This is a genomic window from Streptomyces sp. NPDC101194 (assembly GCF_044767885.1).
Lineage (GTDB): Bacteria > Actinomycetota > Actinomycetes > Streptomycetales > Streptomycetaceae > Streptomyces.
Genome location: NZ_JBIWOS010000013.1, coordinates 201,519 through 219,493, shown reverse-complemented (window position 1 = coordinate 219,493; position 17,975 = coordinate 201,519). Strand labels below are relative to the sequence as shown.

Below are 17,975 nucleotides of genomic sequence, written 5' to 3'. Positions count from 1 at the left end.
TCCAACGGCCCTTGGGGGCGCGCGCCCCCCCCGCCCCGCCCCCCGCCCGGGTGGGGGCCCCCCCCCCCGGGGGGGCGGGCCCCCCCCCCCCCCCCCGCCCCCCCCCCCCGCCCCCGGCCCCCCCCCACGACCGGGGACCGCCGGTGCATGCGTGTCCGCGACCGGCCGGGGTCCCTTCACTCCCGGTGCGTGCCGGTCCGCGGATCGGGGACCGTCAGGGGCTGGCCCCGTCGAAGCCGTAACGCAGCGGCTGCTCCTTCGCCCGGGGGTCGAGTCGATAGACGTACAGGGCTTCCACCCGCATGCCCTCGGGTGGCGCCTCGACCTCGCACGGCCAGGTGACCTGAACCACCGGTGGCCGGCTGGTGACCCACATGCGCAGCCCGTGTGCGGGGCCGCCGTCGAGCATCGCGATCTGCTGGTTCGCCTGAGTGTCGGAAGTATCGGCATCCATGTTTACACTTTAATGGTTGCGCAATACGTGAATAGTCGTGAGCTGTGTCACGCCGGACGGCCGTCCCTGCCGCCGTCCGGCGGGGGTGGACCGTGGGGCAGGTGCGGTCCGGGGTGCTGGTCACGGGCGTCGGCCGGTCAGCGGACGGCGGCCGGCGCGAGGGCCACGCGTACGGTGTCGGCCAGTGCGACCGGGTCGCCCGTGGGTTTCACCGGGTAGCTCTTGCGCTCCAGGTTCCAGGCGTTGTCCCGTGCGAACCAGTCGATCGAGGCCGGGGAGCGGCCGGTGGTCAGGGCTGTGTCGAGGGAGTCGAGGTAGAGCGTCCAGCGTTCGGCGTAGAAGTCGGAGACCAGTCCCGACCACTCGCGGTTCGCGTAGTCGCGCAGACCGCCGGACTCGCTGCCGGAACGATGGCCCCAGGTGGTCAGGATCGAGCGGGCGTCGAACTCCGCGGCGTCCCGCTCGGCAGCGGTGCCGCCCCAGGACCTGGCGTCCTTGAGCCAGGGGCCGAGCATGAACCGCCGGTCGGAGGCCAGCAGCCGGTCCAGCAGGGCGAGGTCCTGCTTCCACTCCGTGGCCCGTTGCCGGTACAGGGCAAGGTCCTTCTCCTCGTACGCGGACCTGATCTGCGGCAGCAGCGTACGGCTGCGATTGGCCAGTGCCTGCCGGGCCACATCCACCACGTCGAACCGGTAGGCGTCCGACTTCTGCAGTTCGGGGGCGACTTGGAGCAACTCCGTGAGCGCCCGCTGCACCGTCGACGCGTCGTACCGCATGGACGACGGGCTCCAGCTGGCCGCGGAGCCGACGGTCAGCGCGGGGCGCGCGGTGAACAGGCTGTCCTGGGACTCGCTCCAGGTGCCGGACGGTGTGCTGTAGGGGCCCGCCCGCAGCAGTTCCCACGCCTTGGCGGCGTGCGGGTCGGCACCGCCGTAGCGGCGTTCCGCGTAGTCGGCGAACCAGGCCTCGTCGTCGGAAGGGGCGCTCTGCCAGGCGAGTTCGGTGAACAGCTCGTACGCGACGGGGTTGCCGCCGGTGCCCTCCGGCAGGTAGGCGATTCCCCGGAGCGCGCTGCCCGGCTTGGTGCGCCATGCGTTGAACCTGGCTGTCCAGACAGCTGAGTTGGCCCCGATCGTGGTGTGACCACCGAAGTTGGGGATGGTTCCGAAGGCGTACGGCGCGCCGTGCCAGGCGGCCTCCCGGTCCAGGCCGTTGTACCGGTCCGCGAGCCCGTCGACGATGAGGAGCCTGCTCCTGTCGACCGCGTCGATGAGCTGCGTCGACGGATTGCTCTGCCAGCCGAGCAGCACCCAGGTGGCGCCGGGACGCGCGGTCTGCAGAGCGTCCATGACGGCCCGAGCCGCGTCCGCGATGGGTACGTCGCCCGGCCGTCCGCCTTCGTGCAACAGATCCATCTTGTACATGGCGGAGTCGCCGAACAGCCTTCGCTGGTGACGGTAGAAGGCCTCGGCGACCTTCGGGAACATCTCGCCGCGCGGGTCCAGCCAGTCCGGCCGCTCGAAACCGACCCAGTCGCCCTGCGGGACCACGGGGCCCGTCGGGTTGCGGCCCGTGAACCCGGGCGGGACCGTTCCGTAGTAGCCGGGCAGGACCGGGGTCATACCGAGCAGACGCAGCCGGTCGGCGATCCTGCGGCCGAGCGTGGCCCGCTGCTCCAACAGCTTCTCGGTGACCGGGCCGCCGAAGCCGGACATGTTCTGCATCAGCCACCACGGCTGATGTGCCGGACCGGGAATCCAGGACGCGAGGTCCTTCTTCGCGTACCCGAACTCCTGGAACGTGTCGTAGTACACGGCGTCCGCACCCATCTGCACGAACACCTCGTTGACACCGTGCAGGGCCAGGACGTCGATCTGCCTCTCGTACGAGGCCCAGTCCCGGTACGCGCCGGAGTAGCCGTCGTCCGTGTCGTTGAGGGCGAACCGGTGCGGCACCGAGGCGTCCCGGCGGACCGTGCCGACGGGCGCGGGGAGCCTCTTCGGAAGCCTCGACGTGCTGTCACCGGGCCAGCCGATGTCCACCTTCGCCGTGTACTTCAGGTACCAGTTGACCCCGCTGAGCAGCACGGCGGGGCTGGTCCCCCGAACCCGCACGTGGCCCGTGGTCCCGGAGACGGCGAAGTAGTCACCGGACGCGGGACGGTCCACCGCCACGAGGTCGAACTGCCCGGCGTGCCGGGGGAGAAGACGGCGCAGGGCCGCCTCGGCAGGCCCGGCGGCGAAGGCCGGGCCGCCGCGGGGAGACGCCTCCGCGGGAGCGGCAGGAGCGCTCAACACCGCGGCCAGCACCGTGAGGGCGGTCGTGCAGACGACGATCCAGGATCTGAGGCTTCTCAACGTTGACCTCGTCCGACGAAGGGATGTGGAGGTTTGCCGAGTACGTGGAGCGGACACGCGTCAGACTTACTAACGGAGCATTCGTTAATATGGGCGGACCGTGTCGTGACCGTCAAGAGCGCCGACCGCCCGCGCTCTCGAAGCGCTGGGTACAGTGCCTACAGCGCCCTCCGGCAAGGGAGTTGACGTACATGTCGGTCCACAGAGCGGCGGCCACCGGCCCGCACGTCCTGCGCCGGATGAACGTCGCCGCGGTTCTGGCCGCACTGCGGGAGGGGGACGCACCCACCGCCCGCGTCACCGATCTCGCCGCGCTCACCGGGCTGTCACGGCCCGCGGTGACCAGGGCCCTGGGCGAACTGAGGGACTGCGGACTGGTGGAATTCACCACGGCCGTCGGACCGCAACAGCTCGGCCGGCCTGCCCAGTACGCCAGGTTCCGCGCCGAGGCGGGGCACGTCGCGGGGGTCGACATCGGCCCGCACAAGGTGCTGGTGATGATCGCGGACCTGGCAGGCCGGATACTGGCCACGCATCGCGTGGCCGTGGACAGGGGCACGGCCGGGCCGCACCTGTTCGCCACGGTCCGGGCCGCGCTGACGGCGGCGGCGGCCGAGGCGGACGTGCCGCTGTCGAGCCTGTGGGCGGTGAGCGTGGGCACCCCCGGGATCGTCGACCGGGAGCGGGGCGAGGTGCTGCTCGCGCCCAGCATTCCCGACTGGGCCGGGCTGCCGGCCGCATCGCTGCTGCGCGAGTGGCTGCACTGCCCGGTGTCCATCGAGAACGACGTCAACCTCGCCGTGCTCGCCGAGCGCTGGCGAGGGGCCGCGGCCTCCTCGGCGACCGGCAGCGACGACGCCGGTATCCGGACCGACTGCCTGGTCTTCGTCCAGTGGGGAAGGCGCATCGGTACCGGCATCGTCATCGACGGCCGCCCCTACCGGGGGAATTCGGCCGCCGCAGGTGAGCTGGGATTCATCGACCTGATGGGGGATTCCGCCCCGGCCCCCGGACCGCGTCCGGCCGACGGCATGGGGCCGTTCGAACGGCTCGTCGGCGCCGAGGCCATTCACCGCCTCGCCCTGGAGGCCGGTGCTCCGGTCGGCGTCGCCCATGACATCGCGCCGCTCTTCGCGGCGGCCGGGGCGGGGGACCGGACCGCTGTCGACGTGGTGGAGCGGGTGGCCGCCCGGTTCGCCCGCGGGCTCGCCGTACTCCTGCTGGTCCTCGATCCGGGCCGGGTCGTCGTCGGGGGCGGTGTGTCGCGGGCGGGTGACACCCTGCTCGAACCCGTGCGCAGGCATCTGCGATCCCGCACCCTGGTGCCGGTGGAACTCGACGCGTCGGCGCTCGGCGAACGAGCCGTCGCACTGGGGGCGGTGCGTCACGCCCTGGACGTCGCCGAAGAACGTGTGACGACGACCCACCGAGGTGTGGTGTAGCGAAGGGGCGGCGACCGTGCCCGGCGGACGGAGAGCGGCGCCGGGCGGAGCGACGGAGGAGTACCGGCTGCCGCCGTCACCCGGGCGGTCGGCCGGTGTCACCCCGTTGCCCGCCGGGCCGTGCCGTCACCGCGGGGCCCGGTGAGGCTGGGTCCGGCGCTTCCCTCCGGTGGAGCGCCCCAATCCCTCGTCGGTGCCGTTCGTTTGCTGGGAGAGCGTGATGGATCTGCGTCTGACAGGCAGGGCGGCCGTGGTCACCGGCGCCGGCCGGGGCATCGGCCTTGCCGTGACACGGGCCCTCGCCGACGAAGGCGTGCGAGTGGTCGCCGCCTCCCGGACCCTCACCGAACCGCTGTCGGAACTGACGGCGCGCGAGGACGTCCACTTCGTGCGGGCGGACCTCACCCGGCCCGACGGTGCCGAGGAACCGGTGGCCGAGGCGGTCGCCCGGTACGGCGGCCTGGACATCCTCGTCAACAACGTCGGCGCTGTGCGTCCGAGAGCGGGCGGCTTCCTGTCCGTCGGCGACGACGAATGGATGTGGGCGCTGACGGTCAACCTCCTCACCGCGGTGCGCACCACACGCGCCGCCCTGCCGCACCTGATCGCGAGCGGCTCCGGCTCGATCGTGACGGTCGGTTCGGTCAGCGCCTTCCTGCCCGACCCCTCGGTCATCGACTACGGGGCGAGCAAGGCGGCCCTGAGTAACTTCTCCAAGGCCCTGTCCAAGGAGGTCGGCCCGCACGGGGTACGGGTGAACACCGTCAGCCCCGGGCCCGTCGCCACGGACCTCTGGCTGGGCGAGGGAGGCATCGCGCAGACCGTCGCGGCGGTCGCCGGCAGCGAACCGGACGACATCGCCCAGGGGTTCGCCGCCCAGGCGGTGACCGGGAGGTTCAGCCGGCCGGAAGAAGTCGCCGATCTGGTACTGCTGCTGGCGAGCGGCCGGTCGGGCAACGTCACCGGATCGGAATTCGTCATCGACGGAGGACTCGTCACGACGCTGTGACCGGGGGCGACCCGTTGCAGGAGGGGACCGGAACGGGAGAGGACCCGGTGCCGGGAGCCCCGGTGCCCGGCACCGCCGGGCACCGGGCCGGACGCGGCGCGTCAGGAGCGTCGACAGCCATCGGAATCCGCCGGGGCCCGCGTCCGTGCGGAGGAGGGCCCCGAAGGGAACGGGACATCGCATGCCACCCTCACTCGGCCGACGCGCCCTGCTGCTCGGCACCGGCGGACTGCTCGCGGGACCCATGGGCTGCTCCGCGACCTCCCGGACAAAGACCGCCCCGGCCACGTCTGTATCCCGTTCCCCGCTCCCACCCCTGCCGACGACCACGGCCTGGCATCCCGACCGCGGCGACGTGGACCCCGAGGTGAAGCTGCGTGCCGTGCGGGTGGTGGAGGCGATCGGCGCCTGGCCCGCCGGCCAGGGCGGTGCGGCCGCTGCGAAGAGACGGGTGGCCGCGCTGGGGGCGGCGCCGTCACTGGTGGACCGGGCGGGCGCGCTGCGCCCCGACGCGGACCGGGCCGCACTCCAGGTGATCGACGCGCAGTACGGCGGGATCCTGACCGACTCGGCCAGTGTGCTGGTGGTGTGCCGTCAGTGGACGCCCGGCCACGAAGGCGGTACGACCGTCGACGTACGGCTGAGCCGGGCCCGGCCCCACTGGGAGGTCACCGATCTCCACCCGGCCCGCCCCGGCCCCGCCGCGGCCACGCTGCCCACGGAGGCCGAGCGGGTGCTGGCCGAACCGCGGATCGGTCTGCCGCCCGCGGCCGAGGCGGACATCCGCAGCGGGCACGTCCACCCGAGCGTGCTGCGGGCCCTGCTGAGCCTGGTCGGCACGTACCGGATGGACCTCAGCGTGATCCGCTCCGGGCACCCGCTGTACGTGTTCGGGACCGACCGGCCCAGTGATCACCCACCGGGCCGGGCCTTCGACGTGGGGCGGATCGACGGGCACATGGTCGTCGATCCGGCCACGTCGCGCCGGCTGATCGAGTCGTTCATGCGCGACGCGGCGGCGGCCGGTTCGTACAACGTCGGAGGGCCGGTCCGGCCCTCCGGGGGCGTGACGGCACATCAGTTCTTCACCGACGCCACCCATCACGACCATGTCCACGTGGGATTCACGGACTGAGGACCGCTCCGCCGCTCAGGCGCGCTGGTCGAGACCCGCCCCCAGCGGCGGCTGCGGGGCGTCGAGCAGCGAGGTGTCCACCTCGCCGACGCCCCAGCCGTACGCCAGCTTGTGCACTTCCAGTACGAAGAAGGAGTCGGTCGAGACGATTCCGTCGATCTGATGCAGTCTGCGGTTCATCAGATCGGTGAAGTGGTCGGTGTCCCGGCAGATCACCTCCACCATCACGTCGTAGGTACCCGCCGTCATGATGACGTAGGAGGTCTCGGGCAGTTCCCTCAGCCGTCGGCAGACCTCCTGGGCGCTGCCCGGCCTCACCCGGATGCCGACCATGGCGAACCGGTCGAAGCCGATGGTCAGCGGGTTGGCGATCCCGACGATCTGAAGAGTGCCGTTCTCCTCCATGCGCTGGACGCGGTAGCGCACGGAGGAGGCGGGGATGTCGAGTTCCTCGGCGATCTGGCTGTACGGGCGGCGGCCGTCCGCTTGGAGTGCGGCGATGATCCGGCGGTCGGTGTCGTCCAGGGGGCTGCCACCCAGCGTGCTCATGCTGTTGCTCCGGCTCTCATGTACGGCCCGTCACGGTGCGCGGGCCTGGATCTTCGGTCGTGCGGCCTATCCTGCCCGGCTCAGGAATCGAAACCGAGGCCGAGTCGGTCCAGGGTGCGCAGCCACAGATCGCGACGGCCGTGCGTGTCCTCGCGGGCCATGGACCGGCGTGTGGCCTCGACACCCAGATACCGGACCGGCTCCGGCGGGAAGGGCACCGGTGGGCGGCGGATCATCGCGGGCCGGAGCCGGTCCGTGCGCCTTTCCGAGAGCAGGTCCAGCATGACCTGGGCACCGAACCGGGTGGCGCAGACGCCGAGCCCGGTGAAGCCGAGCGCGTAGGCGATCCGGCCGTGCGCCGCGGTGCCGGCGAACATGCAGAAGCGGGTGGTGGAGTCGATGACGCCGCCCCAGGAGTGCGAGAAGCGGACATCGGCGAGGGCGGGAAAGGCCTCGGCGAACTGGGCGGCGAGGGTGTCGAAGGTGGCGGGTCGCTGCGTGAGCCGTTCGTCGACCCGGCTGCCGTAGTGGTAGATGGCGTCGTAGCCGCCGAAGAGGATGCGGTTGTCGTCGGTCTTGCGCAGATAGTGGAACTGATTGCCCGCGTCGGTGATTCCGTGGTCGCCGATCCAGCCGATGGCGGCGAGCTGCTCGTCCTTCAGGGGCTCGGTGGTGAGGGCGTAGTCGTAGACCGGGATCACGCTGAGCGAGAGGCGTTTGAGCAGGGGCCGGTAGACATTGGTGGCGAGAGCGACCTGCCGGGCGCCGACCGCCGCGTACGGGGTGGCGAGGCGCACCCGGCCGGCATGACGGGTGGTCAGGTCGGTGACCTCGGTGCGCTCGGCGATGCGTACCCCGAGGTCCAGGCAGGCCGCGCGCAGACCCCAGACGAGCCGGGCGGGGTCGAGGAGCGCGTAGTCGGGGGACCAGAGGCCGGCGGTCCAGCCGGGGGAGTCGACGTACGCCCGCAGTTCCGCGCGGTTCAGCAGCCTGGTCCGCTCGCCGTACCGGTGGGCGAGCGCGTGGGCGCTGTCGAGTCCTTCGGCCTGCCAGGGCGTGGCGGCGACGGTGACCTTGCCGCCGCGCACGAATCCGCAGTCGATGCCGTGGGTGTCCAGATCGCGCCGGAAGGCCTCGAAGTTCTCCATGCCCAGGCGGTGCAGCAGCCGGGCCTCGGCGGGCCAGCGGTCGGCGCCGTTGGCGAGGCCGTGGGTGAGGCTGGGTGAGCAGAAACCGCCGTTGCGGCCGCTGGCCGCGTGGCCGCAGGTGTTCTGTTCGATGACGAGGACGTCCCGTTCCGGGTGGGCGCGTTTGGCGAGCAGCGCGGTCCACAGACCGGTGTAGCCACCGCCGACGACGGCGAGATCGCAGGTGGTGTCGGCGGTCAGCCGGGGCAGGGGCGTGGGGTGCTCGGGCCGGTCCAGCCAGTAGGGGGCGGCCTCCGTGTCGCGCAGGCGGCTGCGATGGTCGGCGGGGCGCGGGGCTGCGGTGGTCATGTGGCGGGTACCTCGTTGCCGGCGTGGTGGGACGGTACGGGCCGGGGCCCCGACACTGGTCGGGGCCCCGGTCGACGGCGGGCGGGAGCGAGCGGGGCGGTCAGAGACTGATGACGCCGGTGCGGGTGTCGGTCATGTCCATGAGTGTCCACTTGCCGCCGATGCGGCCCCAGCCGGTGGACCGGCTGCCGGCGCCGCCGAACGGCATGTTGATGTCCCACCAGTTGTTGCTCTCGTTCACGACGACCTGGCCGACGGCCATTTCCTCGATGAAACGGAACGCGGAGCTCATGCTCCGGGTGAAGACGGCGCCCTGGAGGCCCAGCTTGTCGTCGTTGGCTATGCGCAGCAGATCGTCCTCGTCCTGCCCGGTGATGATCGGGACGACCGGTCCGAAGGATTCCTCACGGGACAGCAGACTGTCCTCGGGGACCCCGTCCACCACGGTGAACTCGTAGTAGAGGTCGGTGGGGTGGCCGGAGGCGCGCTTGCCGCCGAGCAGGATGCGTGCGCCCCGCTCGCGGGCGTCGGCCATGTGCCGGTCCATCTTGGCCGCGACGCCCTCGTTGTTGAGGGGGCCGAGCACGGTCTTGGGATCGAACGGGTCGCCGAGGGTGATGCGCTGGGCCTCGCGCAGGACGGCTTCGACGAACTCGTCATGGATGTCGGCGTGCACGATGACGCGTTCGGTGGCGCAGCAGACCTGCCCGGCGCACGGGTAGGCGCCGTCGACGGCGGCCTTGGCGGCAGCCTCGACATCGGCGTCGGCGAGGACGACGAGCGGGCCGTTGCCCGAGCACTCCATGATGGAGCGCTTGAGTCCGGCGGCGGACTGGATCTTCGCCCCGGTCGCGGAGGAGCCGATGAAGCCGATCGCGTGAATGCCCTCGTGACGCACCAGCGCGTCGCCGGTGTCACCCTCACCGGGCACGATGTTGACGAGGCCGTCGGGCAGCCCGGCGGCGACGAACGCCTCCATCGCCCTGAGGACGGTCAGCGGGGTGTTGGCCGGCGGCTTGACGACATGGGCGTTGCCGGTGGCGAGACCGGGGGCGACGAACTCCGCGAGCATCAGCAGCGGAAAGTTCCACGGCGTGATGATGCCCCATGTGCCCACCGGGCGCTGGAAGGTGAACATCCGCTTGGTGTTGTCGGTGGAGGGCAGCGTCTCGCCGTGCAACCGTACGGCGTCCTCGGCGTGCAGATGGAAGAGCTTGGCCGCCTCCTCGATGTCGGCGACGGACTCGGCGAGCGGCTTGCCCTGTTCCAGGGACTGGAGGCGGGCGAGTTCGTCCACGCGCCTGCCGAGTTCCGTACCGATGCGGTGACAGAGCTCGGCGCGGGTCCACACATTGGTCGCGGCCCAGGCCGGCTGGGCCTCGTTCGCGGCACGCACCGCGGCGTCGACATCGGCGGCCGCGGGCAGGGGGAAGCTGCCCACGAGTTCGCCCGTCGCCGGGCTGATGACCTCATGGATGTTCCCGGAGGTGCCGTCGGTGAAGGCGCCGTCGATGAAGAGCTGGTGCCGGTCGGCGGTCGGGGTGGTCATGCGTTGGCCTCTCTGTCCTGTCCTGAACGGGAAAGGGCGTGCCGGCTCGGAGCCGCGCCGTCCCGGGTCCGGTGCGAAGCGATGACTGGAGACTCGCCGAGCAATCAGGGACTGTCAAGACTGCTGAATCAGCAATCGACAAAGTCGATCACTGCTCATTCATGAGTATTGACAGGCGTTTTTCGCCTCCCTTATAACCAGGCCACATCGGCACTCCTGCCTGCGCCCACCCTGAGGGGAACGCCATGTCATCCCAGCCGCAGACTCCAGCCCCGCCCTCGTCCGATCCCTCGCCCCCGTCGGGAACGGCGGCCGCACTGCCGAAGAAGATGAGCTGGTTCGACGGATTCGCGATGTCGCTGACCATGCCCGCGGCGCTGATCGCCTCGCTCGGCGCCTCCATCGGCGGTCTCGGCGCCTGGGGCGCCATCGCCCTGTGGGCCGCATCGATGGTGCTGGCCACGGCGACCAACTGGATCTACACCGAACTGGCCGCGATGTTCCCCGACTCCTCCGGAGGCATCGCGCACTACGCGACCGAGGGCTGGAAGAAGCGGGCGCCCGTGGTGGGCCCGATCGCGAGCATCGGCTACTGGTTCCCCTGGACCACGGCCCTCGCGGTCTACTCCGGACTCATCGGCTCCTTCGTCCGGGCCCAGTGGTTCCCCGGCCAGGACTGGAGCGTGGAGTTCGGACCGCTGAAGGTGGACTTCCCCATAGCGGTGGGCCTGCTCGTCATGCTGCTGCTGTTCGGCGCCGCGATGATCGGCCTGCACGTCGCCATGTGGGTCGTCTACGTCACCGGCGGTGCGCTGCTGATCCCGCTCGCCGTCTTCATCGTCCTGCCGTTGTTCTCCGGTGACTGGAGCGCGCAGGGCCTGCACTGGAACCTGCACGGTGCCGCGGGACTGCGCGAGGCCCTGGTGTGGCTGTACGTCATGGCGTGGACCTCGTTCGGTGTGGAGGTGTGCGCGACCTTCGCACCCGAGTACAAGGACACGGTGCGCGACACCACCCGGGCCCTGCGCGCAGGGGTGCTGTTCTCCCTGGGGGTCTTCATCCTGCTGCCGCTGACCCTGTCGGGATACGTCGGCGAGAAGACCATCGGCGAGGAGCCCACCACCTTCTTCGTCGGCGCCTTCCAGGATCTGGTGGGCGGTGCCTCCGACCTCATGGTGGTCTTCCTGATCGCCTCGTTGCTGCTCATCATGATCACCGGCCTCGCCGACGGCTCCCGGGTGCTGTACGAGATGGGCAAGGCGGGACTCACCGTCAAGCAGGTGGGGGTGCTGAACCGGCGCGGCGTGCCGGTCCGGGCCCTGCTGGTGGCCCTGGTGCTGAACGTCTTCGTGCTGACGGTGCTTCAGACCCCGCTGGCCATCATCGTCACGGGCAACCTGGGGTACATCCTCGCCCATGTGCTGGCGGTCTCCGGCTTCGCACTGCTGCGAAGGGACCGGCCCGACGCCGTGCGGCCCATCCGGCTGCCCCGGTTCTTCGTGCCGCTGGCCTGGACGCTCGCCGGTTTCCTCACGGTGGTTCTGGTGGTGGGCGCCACCGGATTCTCCATCACCGGGTACGGCGGCTACACCGAACTGGGCGTGGCGCTCGCCGTCCTGGTGGTGGCGGTGCTGCTGTGGCTGTACCGGATCAAGGTGCAGGACCGGCGGCCCGCCGACGGCCGGCCGGCCTGACGCGGGCGGCGTCCGCACCGCTTCGACGAGCCGGAAATCAGGCGGAAAGTGGTCCTGCGGGCAAGAGGCGGCGCTCCCTAGTCTCGGGCCCATGCGTGTACTTTTCGCCTCGACCAGAGGGTCGGGTCACTTCCACCCCCTCATTCCCTTCATCGACGCGTGCACGGCCCGGGGCGACGACGTCCTCGTCGTCGCCCCGCCGGGGCTGAAGGAGACACTGGCGGCCAGGGAACAGCCGTACCGCATCGGCGGCGAGCCGCCCCGCGAAGAACTGACGCGGGTGATGAAGCGCGTCCTGGAACTTCCCCCGGACGAGGGCGTTTCGCTGATGACCACGGAGGTGTTCGGCCGGCTCGGTCTCGCCGCGATGCTTCCCGCACTGGAGGAGGCCTGCCGCACGTGGCGGCCCGACCTGGTGCTGCACGAGGCCTATGAGTTCGCGTCGGTGGTGGCCGCCGAGCGGCAGGGCATTCCGCACGCCCGGGTCGCGGTCTCGGCCGCGCGTTTCGCCCGGTCCACCGACGCACTGCTGGCCGCCGTGCTCGAACCGTACGGCCCCGGCATCACGGATCGGCTCCGCGCGTCCCCGTATCTGACGCGGCTGCCGGCCTCCCTCGATCCCTCCCCGTACGCCCGGACCCACCGCTACCACGAGCTCTCGCGACCCGGTGCGCTGCCGGACAGTTGGGGCGGCAGCGCGGAGCCTCTGGTCTACGTCACCCTCGGCACCGAGGCGGGTGCCATGCCGACCTCCAACGCCCTGTACCGGGCGGTGCTGGAGGCGGTGAGCGGGCTGCCGGTACGGGTACTGCTCACCGCGGGCCGCGGCACCGATCTGCAGGGCCTCGGACCGCTTCCGCCCCATGTCCGTGCGGAGGCGTGGGTGCCGCAGGCCGATGTCCTCGGCAGCGCCTCGCTCGTGGTCTGCCACGGCGGGTCGGGGACGGTCTTCGGGGCCCTGGCAGCAGGTGTCCCGCTGGTCTGCGTCCCCCTCTTCGCCGACCAACCGGTGAACGCCCTGCTGGTCACCGGGGCGGGTGCGGGACTTGCCGTGACCCCGACCGGTGGTCCGGCGAACGATTCGGCGGTGCTCGGTCCCGACGACGTCGCCCGCATCCGGTCCGCCGCCGAACTCCTGCTCAAGGATCCGTCGTACCGGGCGCGGGCCGGCCGACTGGCCGACGAGATGCGGGCCACCACCACATGCCGGGACCTGATCGGCACTCTCGATCCGCACTCCTGAGCCGCGACCGCCTCGGCCGCTGCGCCGGCACAGGTACGGAAGGGGCGCAGCCGAACCGGACGGGCACGTCCGTACGGTGGGGTTCGGCGCGCAGGGGCGCTGCGACGGTGCACCGGCGGGCATGGGAAAGAGATGCCAGGAGTATCCGCACCCGTGATCAAGCTTGTCCGGCGCACCACCGAGCCGGTCGGAGCGCAGACCCTGCGCTCCACGGCGGCAGCCGTCATCGCCTACGTCGTGGCGGTGTGGACCCTTCCGCATCCGGCACCGCTCACGGCACCGCTCACCGCGCTCCTCGTCGTGCAGGTCACCCTCTACGCCACCCTCACCACGGGGATCCGCCGGGTGAACTCCGTCGTCGTCGGCGTGCTCATCGCCACCGCCTTCAGCTCCCTGGTCGGCCTCAGTTGGTGGAGTCTCGGACTGACGATCTTCGCTTCGCTGATCGTCGGGCGGCTGGTGCGGGTGGACGAGTTCGTGCCCGAGGTGGCGATCAGCGCGATGCTCGTACTGGGTGTGGCCCAGGTCGCCTCCACCGCGTGGGACCGTGTGCTGGAGACCTTGATCGGCGCAGGTGTGGGACTGCTGTTCAACCTGCTCTTCGCGCCGCCCGTGTGGGTGCAGTCCGCGGGCGCCTCCATCGACAGTCTGGCCAGGGCGATGGGGCGCATGTTCCGTGCGATGGGAGAGGACGTGGACGGGCACATCTCCGTCCAACGGGCGGCCGACCGGCTCCATGAGGCCCGTCGGCTGGACCACGACATCGTGGAGGTCGACGCCTCGTTGCGGCAGGCCGAGGAGGGCCTCACCTTCAATCCGCGGGTCAGGCAGGGGCTGCTGTACCGGGTCGTGCTCCGTACCGGACTGGACACCCTGGAGATCTGTGCCGTGGTGCTGCGGGTGTTGTCACGCACGCTGACCGACCTGGCCAAGGCCCGTACCGACGAGACGCTGTTCCCCGCAGACGTGGCCGAATCCCTCAGGCAGCTGTTCGGACAGATGGCCGACGCCATCGAGAGCTTCTCGGAGTTGATCACCACTCCGGTCGCGGAGAACGCCGAGGAGGCCGAGGACCGGCTGGCCCGCGCACTCGCCGTCAGCCGCGAGACCCGCGACCGGGTGGCGGATCTGCTCCTCGAAGACGTCTCGGAACACCCCGGGCAATGGCAGTTGCACGGGGCCCTGCTCGCGGAGGTCGACCGGATTCTGGACGAGCTCGACATCGACAAGCGCACGGAACGCCTCGGCAAGGAGCTCGACCGGCGCTCCGCGCAGGTGCACGACCGTCATCCCTGGCTGCACGCCGTGTCGCGACGGCTCCGAGGCACCCGGAGCTGAGACGGCGCGGGCGGACGGCATCATGCCGGAGGCCAAAAGCCGTTCGATGGCGACCATGGCCGCGTCGTCACCCGGACGACCCGAACGGTATCGCGACGAGAGCGTTCCTGCGCCTTCGGGTCTTCCGTCGCAACTGCAGGAACGGCTGGGAATCCATGCTTCCGGGATACCTCCCCCGGTCCGCCGCCGCGCCCCGTGACAGCGGGGCGGCGCGGCCCGGTGACACCCGTCGGCACTCCGCGTCGCCCGCGCCTCACCCGGACGGTCGGCCGCTTTCACCCGCCTGCTTCTCGTGTCGCGCCGTTCCCGTCGGGCCTGGCAACGCTGGGCCCACCAACCGCTCCTCGACGAAGAGAGAACAGCATGACCGTCTCGGCCTTCCTCGCCCCGCGGACACGGATACCCGGGCGTCGCGCGCGGATCGTCGCCACCACGCTCACCACGGCGGCTCTCGCCGCCCCTGCCGCCGTCGCGGCCGACGGCGGCGCAGATGCGGCCGGTGCCAAGCCCACGGTGGTGCTGGTGCACGGCGCGTTCGCCGACGCGTCGAGCTGGAACGGCGTGACGGAACGACTGCAACGTGCCGGCTACGAAGTCATGGCCCCGGCCAATCCGCTGCGCGGGCTCGCCCATGACTCCGCCTACATAGCCAGTGTGCTGAAGAGCATCAGAGGCCCGATCGTGCTGGCCGGGCACTCCTACGGAGGTGCGGTGATCAGCGATGCCGCCGCGGGGAACCCGCACGTGAAGTCACTGGTGTTCGTCTCCGCGCTCATGCCGGACAAGGGGGAGAAGCTCGCGGATCTGTCGGCGAAGTTCGCCGGGAGCGAGCTGAACGCGGCACTGAGACCGGTGCCGTTCCCGGACGCCGACGCCGTCGGCGGGGAAGGGGCCGACCTGTACATCCGGCCCGCCAAGTTCCACGACGTCTTCGCGGCGGACGTACCGTCGGGTACCACCGCTGTGATGGCCGCTGCCCAACGCCCCATCAACGGGGCCGCGTTCATGGAGAAGGCGGCGGGAGCCGCCTGGAGGACCATCCCGTCCTGGGCGCTGGTCGCCACCCGTGACAAGGCCATCGCCCCGGACCTCGAACGCTACGAGGCCAAGCGCGCCAAGTCCCACACGGTCGAGGTCGACTCCTCGCACGTCGCGATGGTGTCGCACCCCGACACTGTCGCGGATCTCGTCCGGAAGGCCGCCGGAGACAACACACCGGCCGCGTCCACCATGGCCTCGACGGGCACCAGCACGCTGGTCCTGGCCTGCCTCGGCGGACTCGCGGGCCTGACCGTCGTGACCGGCGCCGGCCTCGTGACGGCCGTCCGCAGGCGTCGGGCCGCCGGCAGCGGGCCCGGAGCAGCCCTCTGAGCCCCCTCGGATCGGTGAGGGCTCGGGCGCGGGCCGGTCCCCGGGACCGGCCCGCCGATCTCTTCGCCGGCGACGTCGCGTCCGTCACGGGGTCACGTCCCCCGCCGCGACGGGCCGAGCCGTCACGGCGCCGGCGCACGACCGGGCGGTCGTCCGGGCTCCCCCGTCATGCGGATCCCGCGTACGGAGGGACTCCGACGCGCCTGTCACCCGACCGGATCCGTCCGCCGACTCGCTGCACGAGGGCAGACGTGGCCTCTGCGGACGAGGGGGGCGGCGCGTGGCGCGTCGCCCCCTCCGGTTCCTGCCGATGAGCCCCGCACCGGTCCTGCGCCGCTGCGGGGCCTCGGACGTCTAAGGAACCAGCCGGGACTTCGACAGACGGGGCGAGGGCGGTGTCGCGCCGTCCAGCGTCGCGGAGTACAGCGCGGCGTGCTCCTCGCGGGACACCACCGACCGGCCGCCGCTCAAGGTGAGCCGATGCCCCTGCGGCGTCGTCCAGCGCACCTCTGCGCAGGCGCCGACGCCGTCCACCTCCGGGTCCGGCACCTGCCCGCCGGTCGGCCCCGTGGCGGACGGCACGAGGGAGAGAGACCCCGCGGCGAAGGTGTCGCCCAGCATCGCCCAGTCCAGCTCTGCCGGGCTCTCGCTCTCGAAGAGGACGACCTCGATCCGCATTCCTTCGGCGCGCGGCACCACCCGGACCATCGGCCCACGGCCGCCGAAGCTGCCCCCGGCCAGCCTGAAGGCCAGCCGTGCCGTCCCCAGATCGAGATCGACAGCGCCGCCGACCGCGGAGGTCTCCGGCACGGGCGGTGCGCCGATCACGTCCACCACCAGCCGCAGCGACCGCGCCCGGAACCGGTCACCCGGCCGGATCATGTCGAGGTGGTGGTGCCGGTCGCCCGCCGGGCAGGCGAAGCCTGTCAGCCAGGCGACATGCGGGCCGCTCTGCACGGTGGAGATCACCCCCGAGGCGAAGTCGAAGTCCTCCGCCCCGTCGTTCTTCAGCAGATGGACGTGCAGATGCCCGGGGGTGCCGTCGGGACGTACCCAGTGGCCGAACAGCGGGCGCCGCTGCAGCCAGGTGTCCTGGTGGTTCACGCTGCCCAGCGTGGTGACGGCGTCCAGCCAGGTGGTTCCCGTCTCCGGCGACGGGCCCTCGGTGAAGAGTTCCCGGTGCTCGCGTTCACCTTCCAGCTCCAGCAGTCGCGGCAGCGCCCAGTCGGGCATGCGGTAGTCCACGCAGGAGTCCACTCCGACCGACATCTCCCCCCGGACCGGGTGGACGTCCGGGGTGCCCAGCACCCCGCGTACCGCCTTCACCAGGAACGGCGGCACACCCAGGTCATTGCTGTAGCAACGGGCCATCGGACCGGAGAGCTGACGGGTCGGCGGATGCCAGCGGGCCAGGAAGTGCAGCCAGAGCCGGTCGTGCAGGCGGTCGTTGAGGACCAGCACCTCCTCGTCGCGTACGTGCTCCCTGATCAGGGTCAGGGTCTGGAGGACGACGCCCCAGTAGGACGGGCTGTTGAACTCGGTGAAGCTGCCGGTCGTGTCGATCGCCTCGCACAGTCGCACCATACGGTCCTTGCCGTACGCGAACAGCTTCTCGTCGTCGAGGAGGCTGCCGGCCGCGAGCGTGACGAACGTGCCCATCACGGCGACGTTGGTGTACGACATGTGGACGTTCCTGCGGACGATCGACGCCGCCGCGTGCCGTACCGACTCCCGGACCTCCCGCAGCACCGCGGGGGGCAGGCGGTCGCCGTGCCGGGCGTGCACCAGCAGCAGCTGGATCCCGAGGAAGTCCGCCCAGTTCCAGTCGGCGGGGTCCATCTCCGCCGCGGACTCCTCGGCGTAGTAGCCCCAGATGCCGTAGGTGGCGCTCTCCACCGACCGGTCCTGGAGCTCCGCGATGCGCAGGATCACGGTGTGCGCGCGCTCGGCGTCGCCCGCACCATCCCGTTCCAGCAGGAGCAGCGCGTACTGCAGGGAGTTGCGGGTGGGGTGGGCGAGGCCGCTCCTGATGTGGGTGTGGATGGGGTTGTAAGGGGCTTCGATGTGCAGCAGGTTCGCGTCGGGGTCCCAGCAGCGGTCGCCTTCGGAAAGGGCCGCTCGCAGCAGGGTGCGGTCGTACTCGGCGGCCGACCAGGCAGGGTGCACGGGATGTCCTCCAGCTCGCGACCGTCGGGCCGACGATCTTCGGCAATGTGCGGGAAACGTTTTCCAGAGGCTAGGTCGATGTCACCGCCTCGGCAAGGGGCGCACCGGAACCCGGGGGCGCAAATCCGCTCCTCACCCCCATTGACGCGGCGATATCGGGCGGTGCAAGGTG

The 17,975-nt window shown here is 71.3% G+C and carries 13 protein-coding genes; 7 read left to right on the top strand and 6 right to left on the bottom strand.

Annotation, left to right across the window (positions count from 1 at the left end):
- Positions 1-214 precede the first annotated feature (214 nt).
- Together ACIRP2_RS35240 and ACIRP2_RS35235 are read right to left on the bottom strand one after the other, a co-directional pair.
- Entirely contained in the window at positions 215-454 is a 240-nt protein-coding gene (locus tag ACIRP2_RS35240; RefSeq protein WP_351082184.1) for a hypothetical protein, read from the bottom strand.
- 137 nt (positions 455-591) lie between these two features.
- Positions 592-2,811 carry an alpha-N-acetylglucosaminidase gene (locus ACIRP2_RS35235; protein ID WP_404257598.1) on the bottom strand — a complete coding sequence of 740 codons (2,220 nt, stop codon included), beginning with the start codon at positions 2,809-2,811 and terminating at the stop codon, positions 592-594.
- Between the two features lie 191 nt (positions 2,812-3,002).
- Between ACIRP2_RS35235 and ACIRP2_RS35230 the strand changes: the two genes are divergently transcribed.
- From ACIRP2_RS35230 to ACIRP2_RS35220, 3 genes are all read left to right on the top strand, one after another.
- A complete protein-coding gene (locus ACIRP2_RS35230; protein ID WP_404257596.1) occupies positions 3,003-4,253 on the top strand; it encodes an ROK family transcriptional regulator in 1,251 nt (416 codons plus the stop codon).
- A gap of 220 nt (positions 4,254-4,473) precedes the next feature.
- The gene (locus ACIRP2_RS35225) at positions 4,474-5,262 is read left to right on the top strand and encodes an oxidoreductase (RefSeq protein ID WP_404257594.1); all 789 of its coding nucleotides are present in this window, start codon (positions 4,474-4,476) and stop codon (positions 5,260-5,262) included.
- 181 nt (positions 5,263-5,443) lie between these two features.
- Entirely contained in the window at positions 5,444-6,397 is a 954-nt protein-coding gene (locus tag ACIRP2_RS35220) for a hypothetical protein (protein ID WP_404257592.1), read from the top strand.
- Between the two features lie 15 nt (positions 6,398-6,412).
- Here the strand turns inward: ACIRP2_RS35220 and ACIRP2_RS35215 are convergent, their stop codons facing one another.
- The 3 genes from ACIRP2_RS35215 to ACIRP2_RS35205 all read right to left on the bottom strand — a co-directional run bounded on the left by ACIRP2_RS35215 (position 6,413) and on the right by ACIRP2_RS35205 (position 9,991).
- Positions 6,413-6,946: an Lrp/AsnC family transcriptional regulator gene (locus ACIRP2_RS35215; RefSeq protein WP_376285327.1), complete on the bottom strand. Its 534-nt coding sequence runs from the start codon at positions 6,944-6,946 to the stop codon at positions 6,413-6,415.
- A gap of 80 nt (positions 6,947-7,026) precedes the next feature.
- Positions 7,027-8,442, bottom strand: coding sequence for an NAD(P)/FAD-dependent oxidoreductase (locus tag ACIRP2_RS35210; RefSeq protein WP_404257590.1), 1,416 nt, complete (start codon positions 8,440-8,442; stop codon positions 7,027-7,029).
- 100 nt (positions 8,443-8,542) lie between these two features.
- Positions 8,543-9,991 (bottom strand): aldehyde dehydrogenase family protein, encoded by a 1,449-nt coding sequence (locus tag ACIRP2_RS35205; RefSeq protein ID WP_404257588.1) that lies wholly within the window; start codon positions 9,989-9,991, stop codon positions 8,543-8,545.
- Between the two features lie 245 nt (positions 9,992-10,236).
- On the opposite strand from ACIRP2_RS35205, the gene ACIRP2_RS35200 reads away from it, so the two are divergent.
- The 4 genes from ACIRP2_RS35200 to ACIRP2_RS35185 all read left to right on the top strand — a co-directional run bounded on the left by ACIRP2_RS35200 (position 10,237) and on the right by ACIRP2_RS35185 (position 15,637).
- Positions 10,237-11,685, top strand: a complete 1,449-nt coding sequence (locus ACIRP2_RS35200) for an APC family permease (RefSeq protein WP_404257586.1) — start codon at positions 10,237-10,239, stop codon at positions 11,683-11,685.
- A 91-nt stretch (positions 11,686-11,776) separates the two neighbouring features.
- Positions 11,777-12,928, top strand: coding sequence for a glycosyltransferase (locus ACIRP2_RS35195; protein WP_404257584.1), 1,152 nt, complete (start codon positions 11,777-11,779; stop codon positions 12,926-12,928).
- Between the two features lie 132 nt (positions 12,929-13,060).
- Positions 13,061-14,266 carry an aromatic acid exporter family protein gene (locus tag ACIRP2_RS35190; protein WP_404257582.1) on the top strand — a complete coding sequence of 402 codons (1,206 nt, stop codon included), beginning with the start codon at positions 13,061-13,063 and terminating at the stop codon, positions 14,264-14,266.
- A gap of 363 nt (positions 14,267-14,629) precedes the next feature.
- Entirely contained in the window at positions 14,630-15,637 is a 1,008-nt protein-coding gene (locus ACIRP2_RS35185; RefSeq protein WP_404257580.1) for an alpha/beta fold hydrolase, read from the top strand.
- Between the two features lie 354 nt (positions 15,638-15,991).
- On the opposite strand, the gene ACIRP2_RS35180 is transcribed toward ACIRP2_RS35185, so the two are convergent.
- Entirely contained in the window at positions 15,992-17,803 is a 1,812-nt protein-coding gene (locus ACIRP2_RS35180) for a hypothetical protein (protein ID WP_404257578.1), read from the bottom strand.
- Positions 17,804-17,975: the final 172 nt, after the last annotated feature.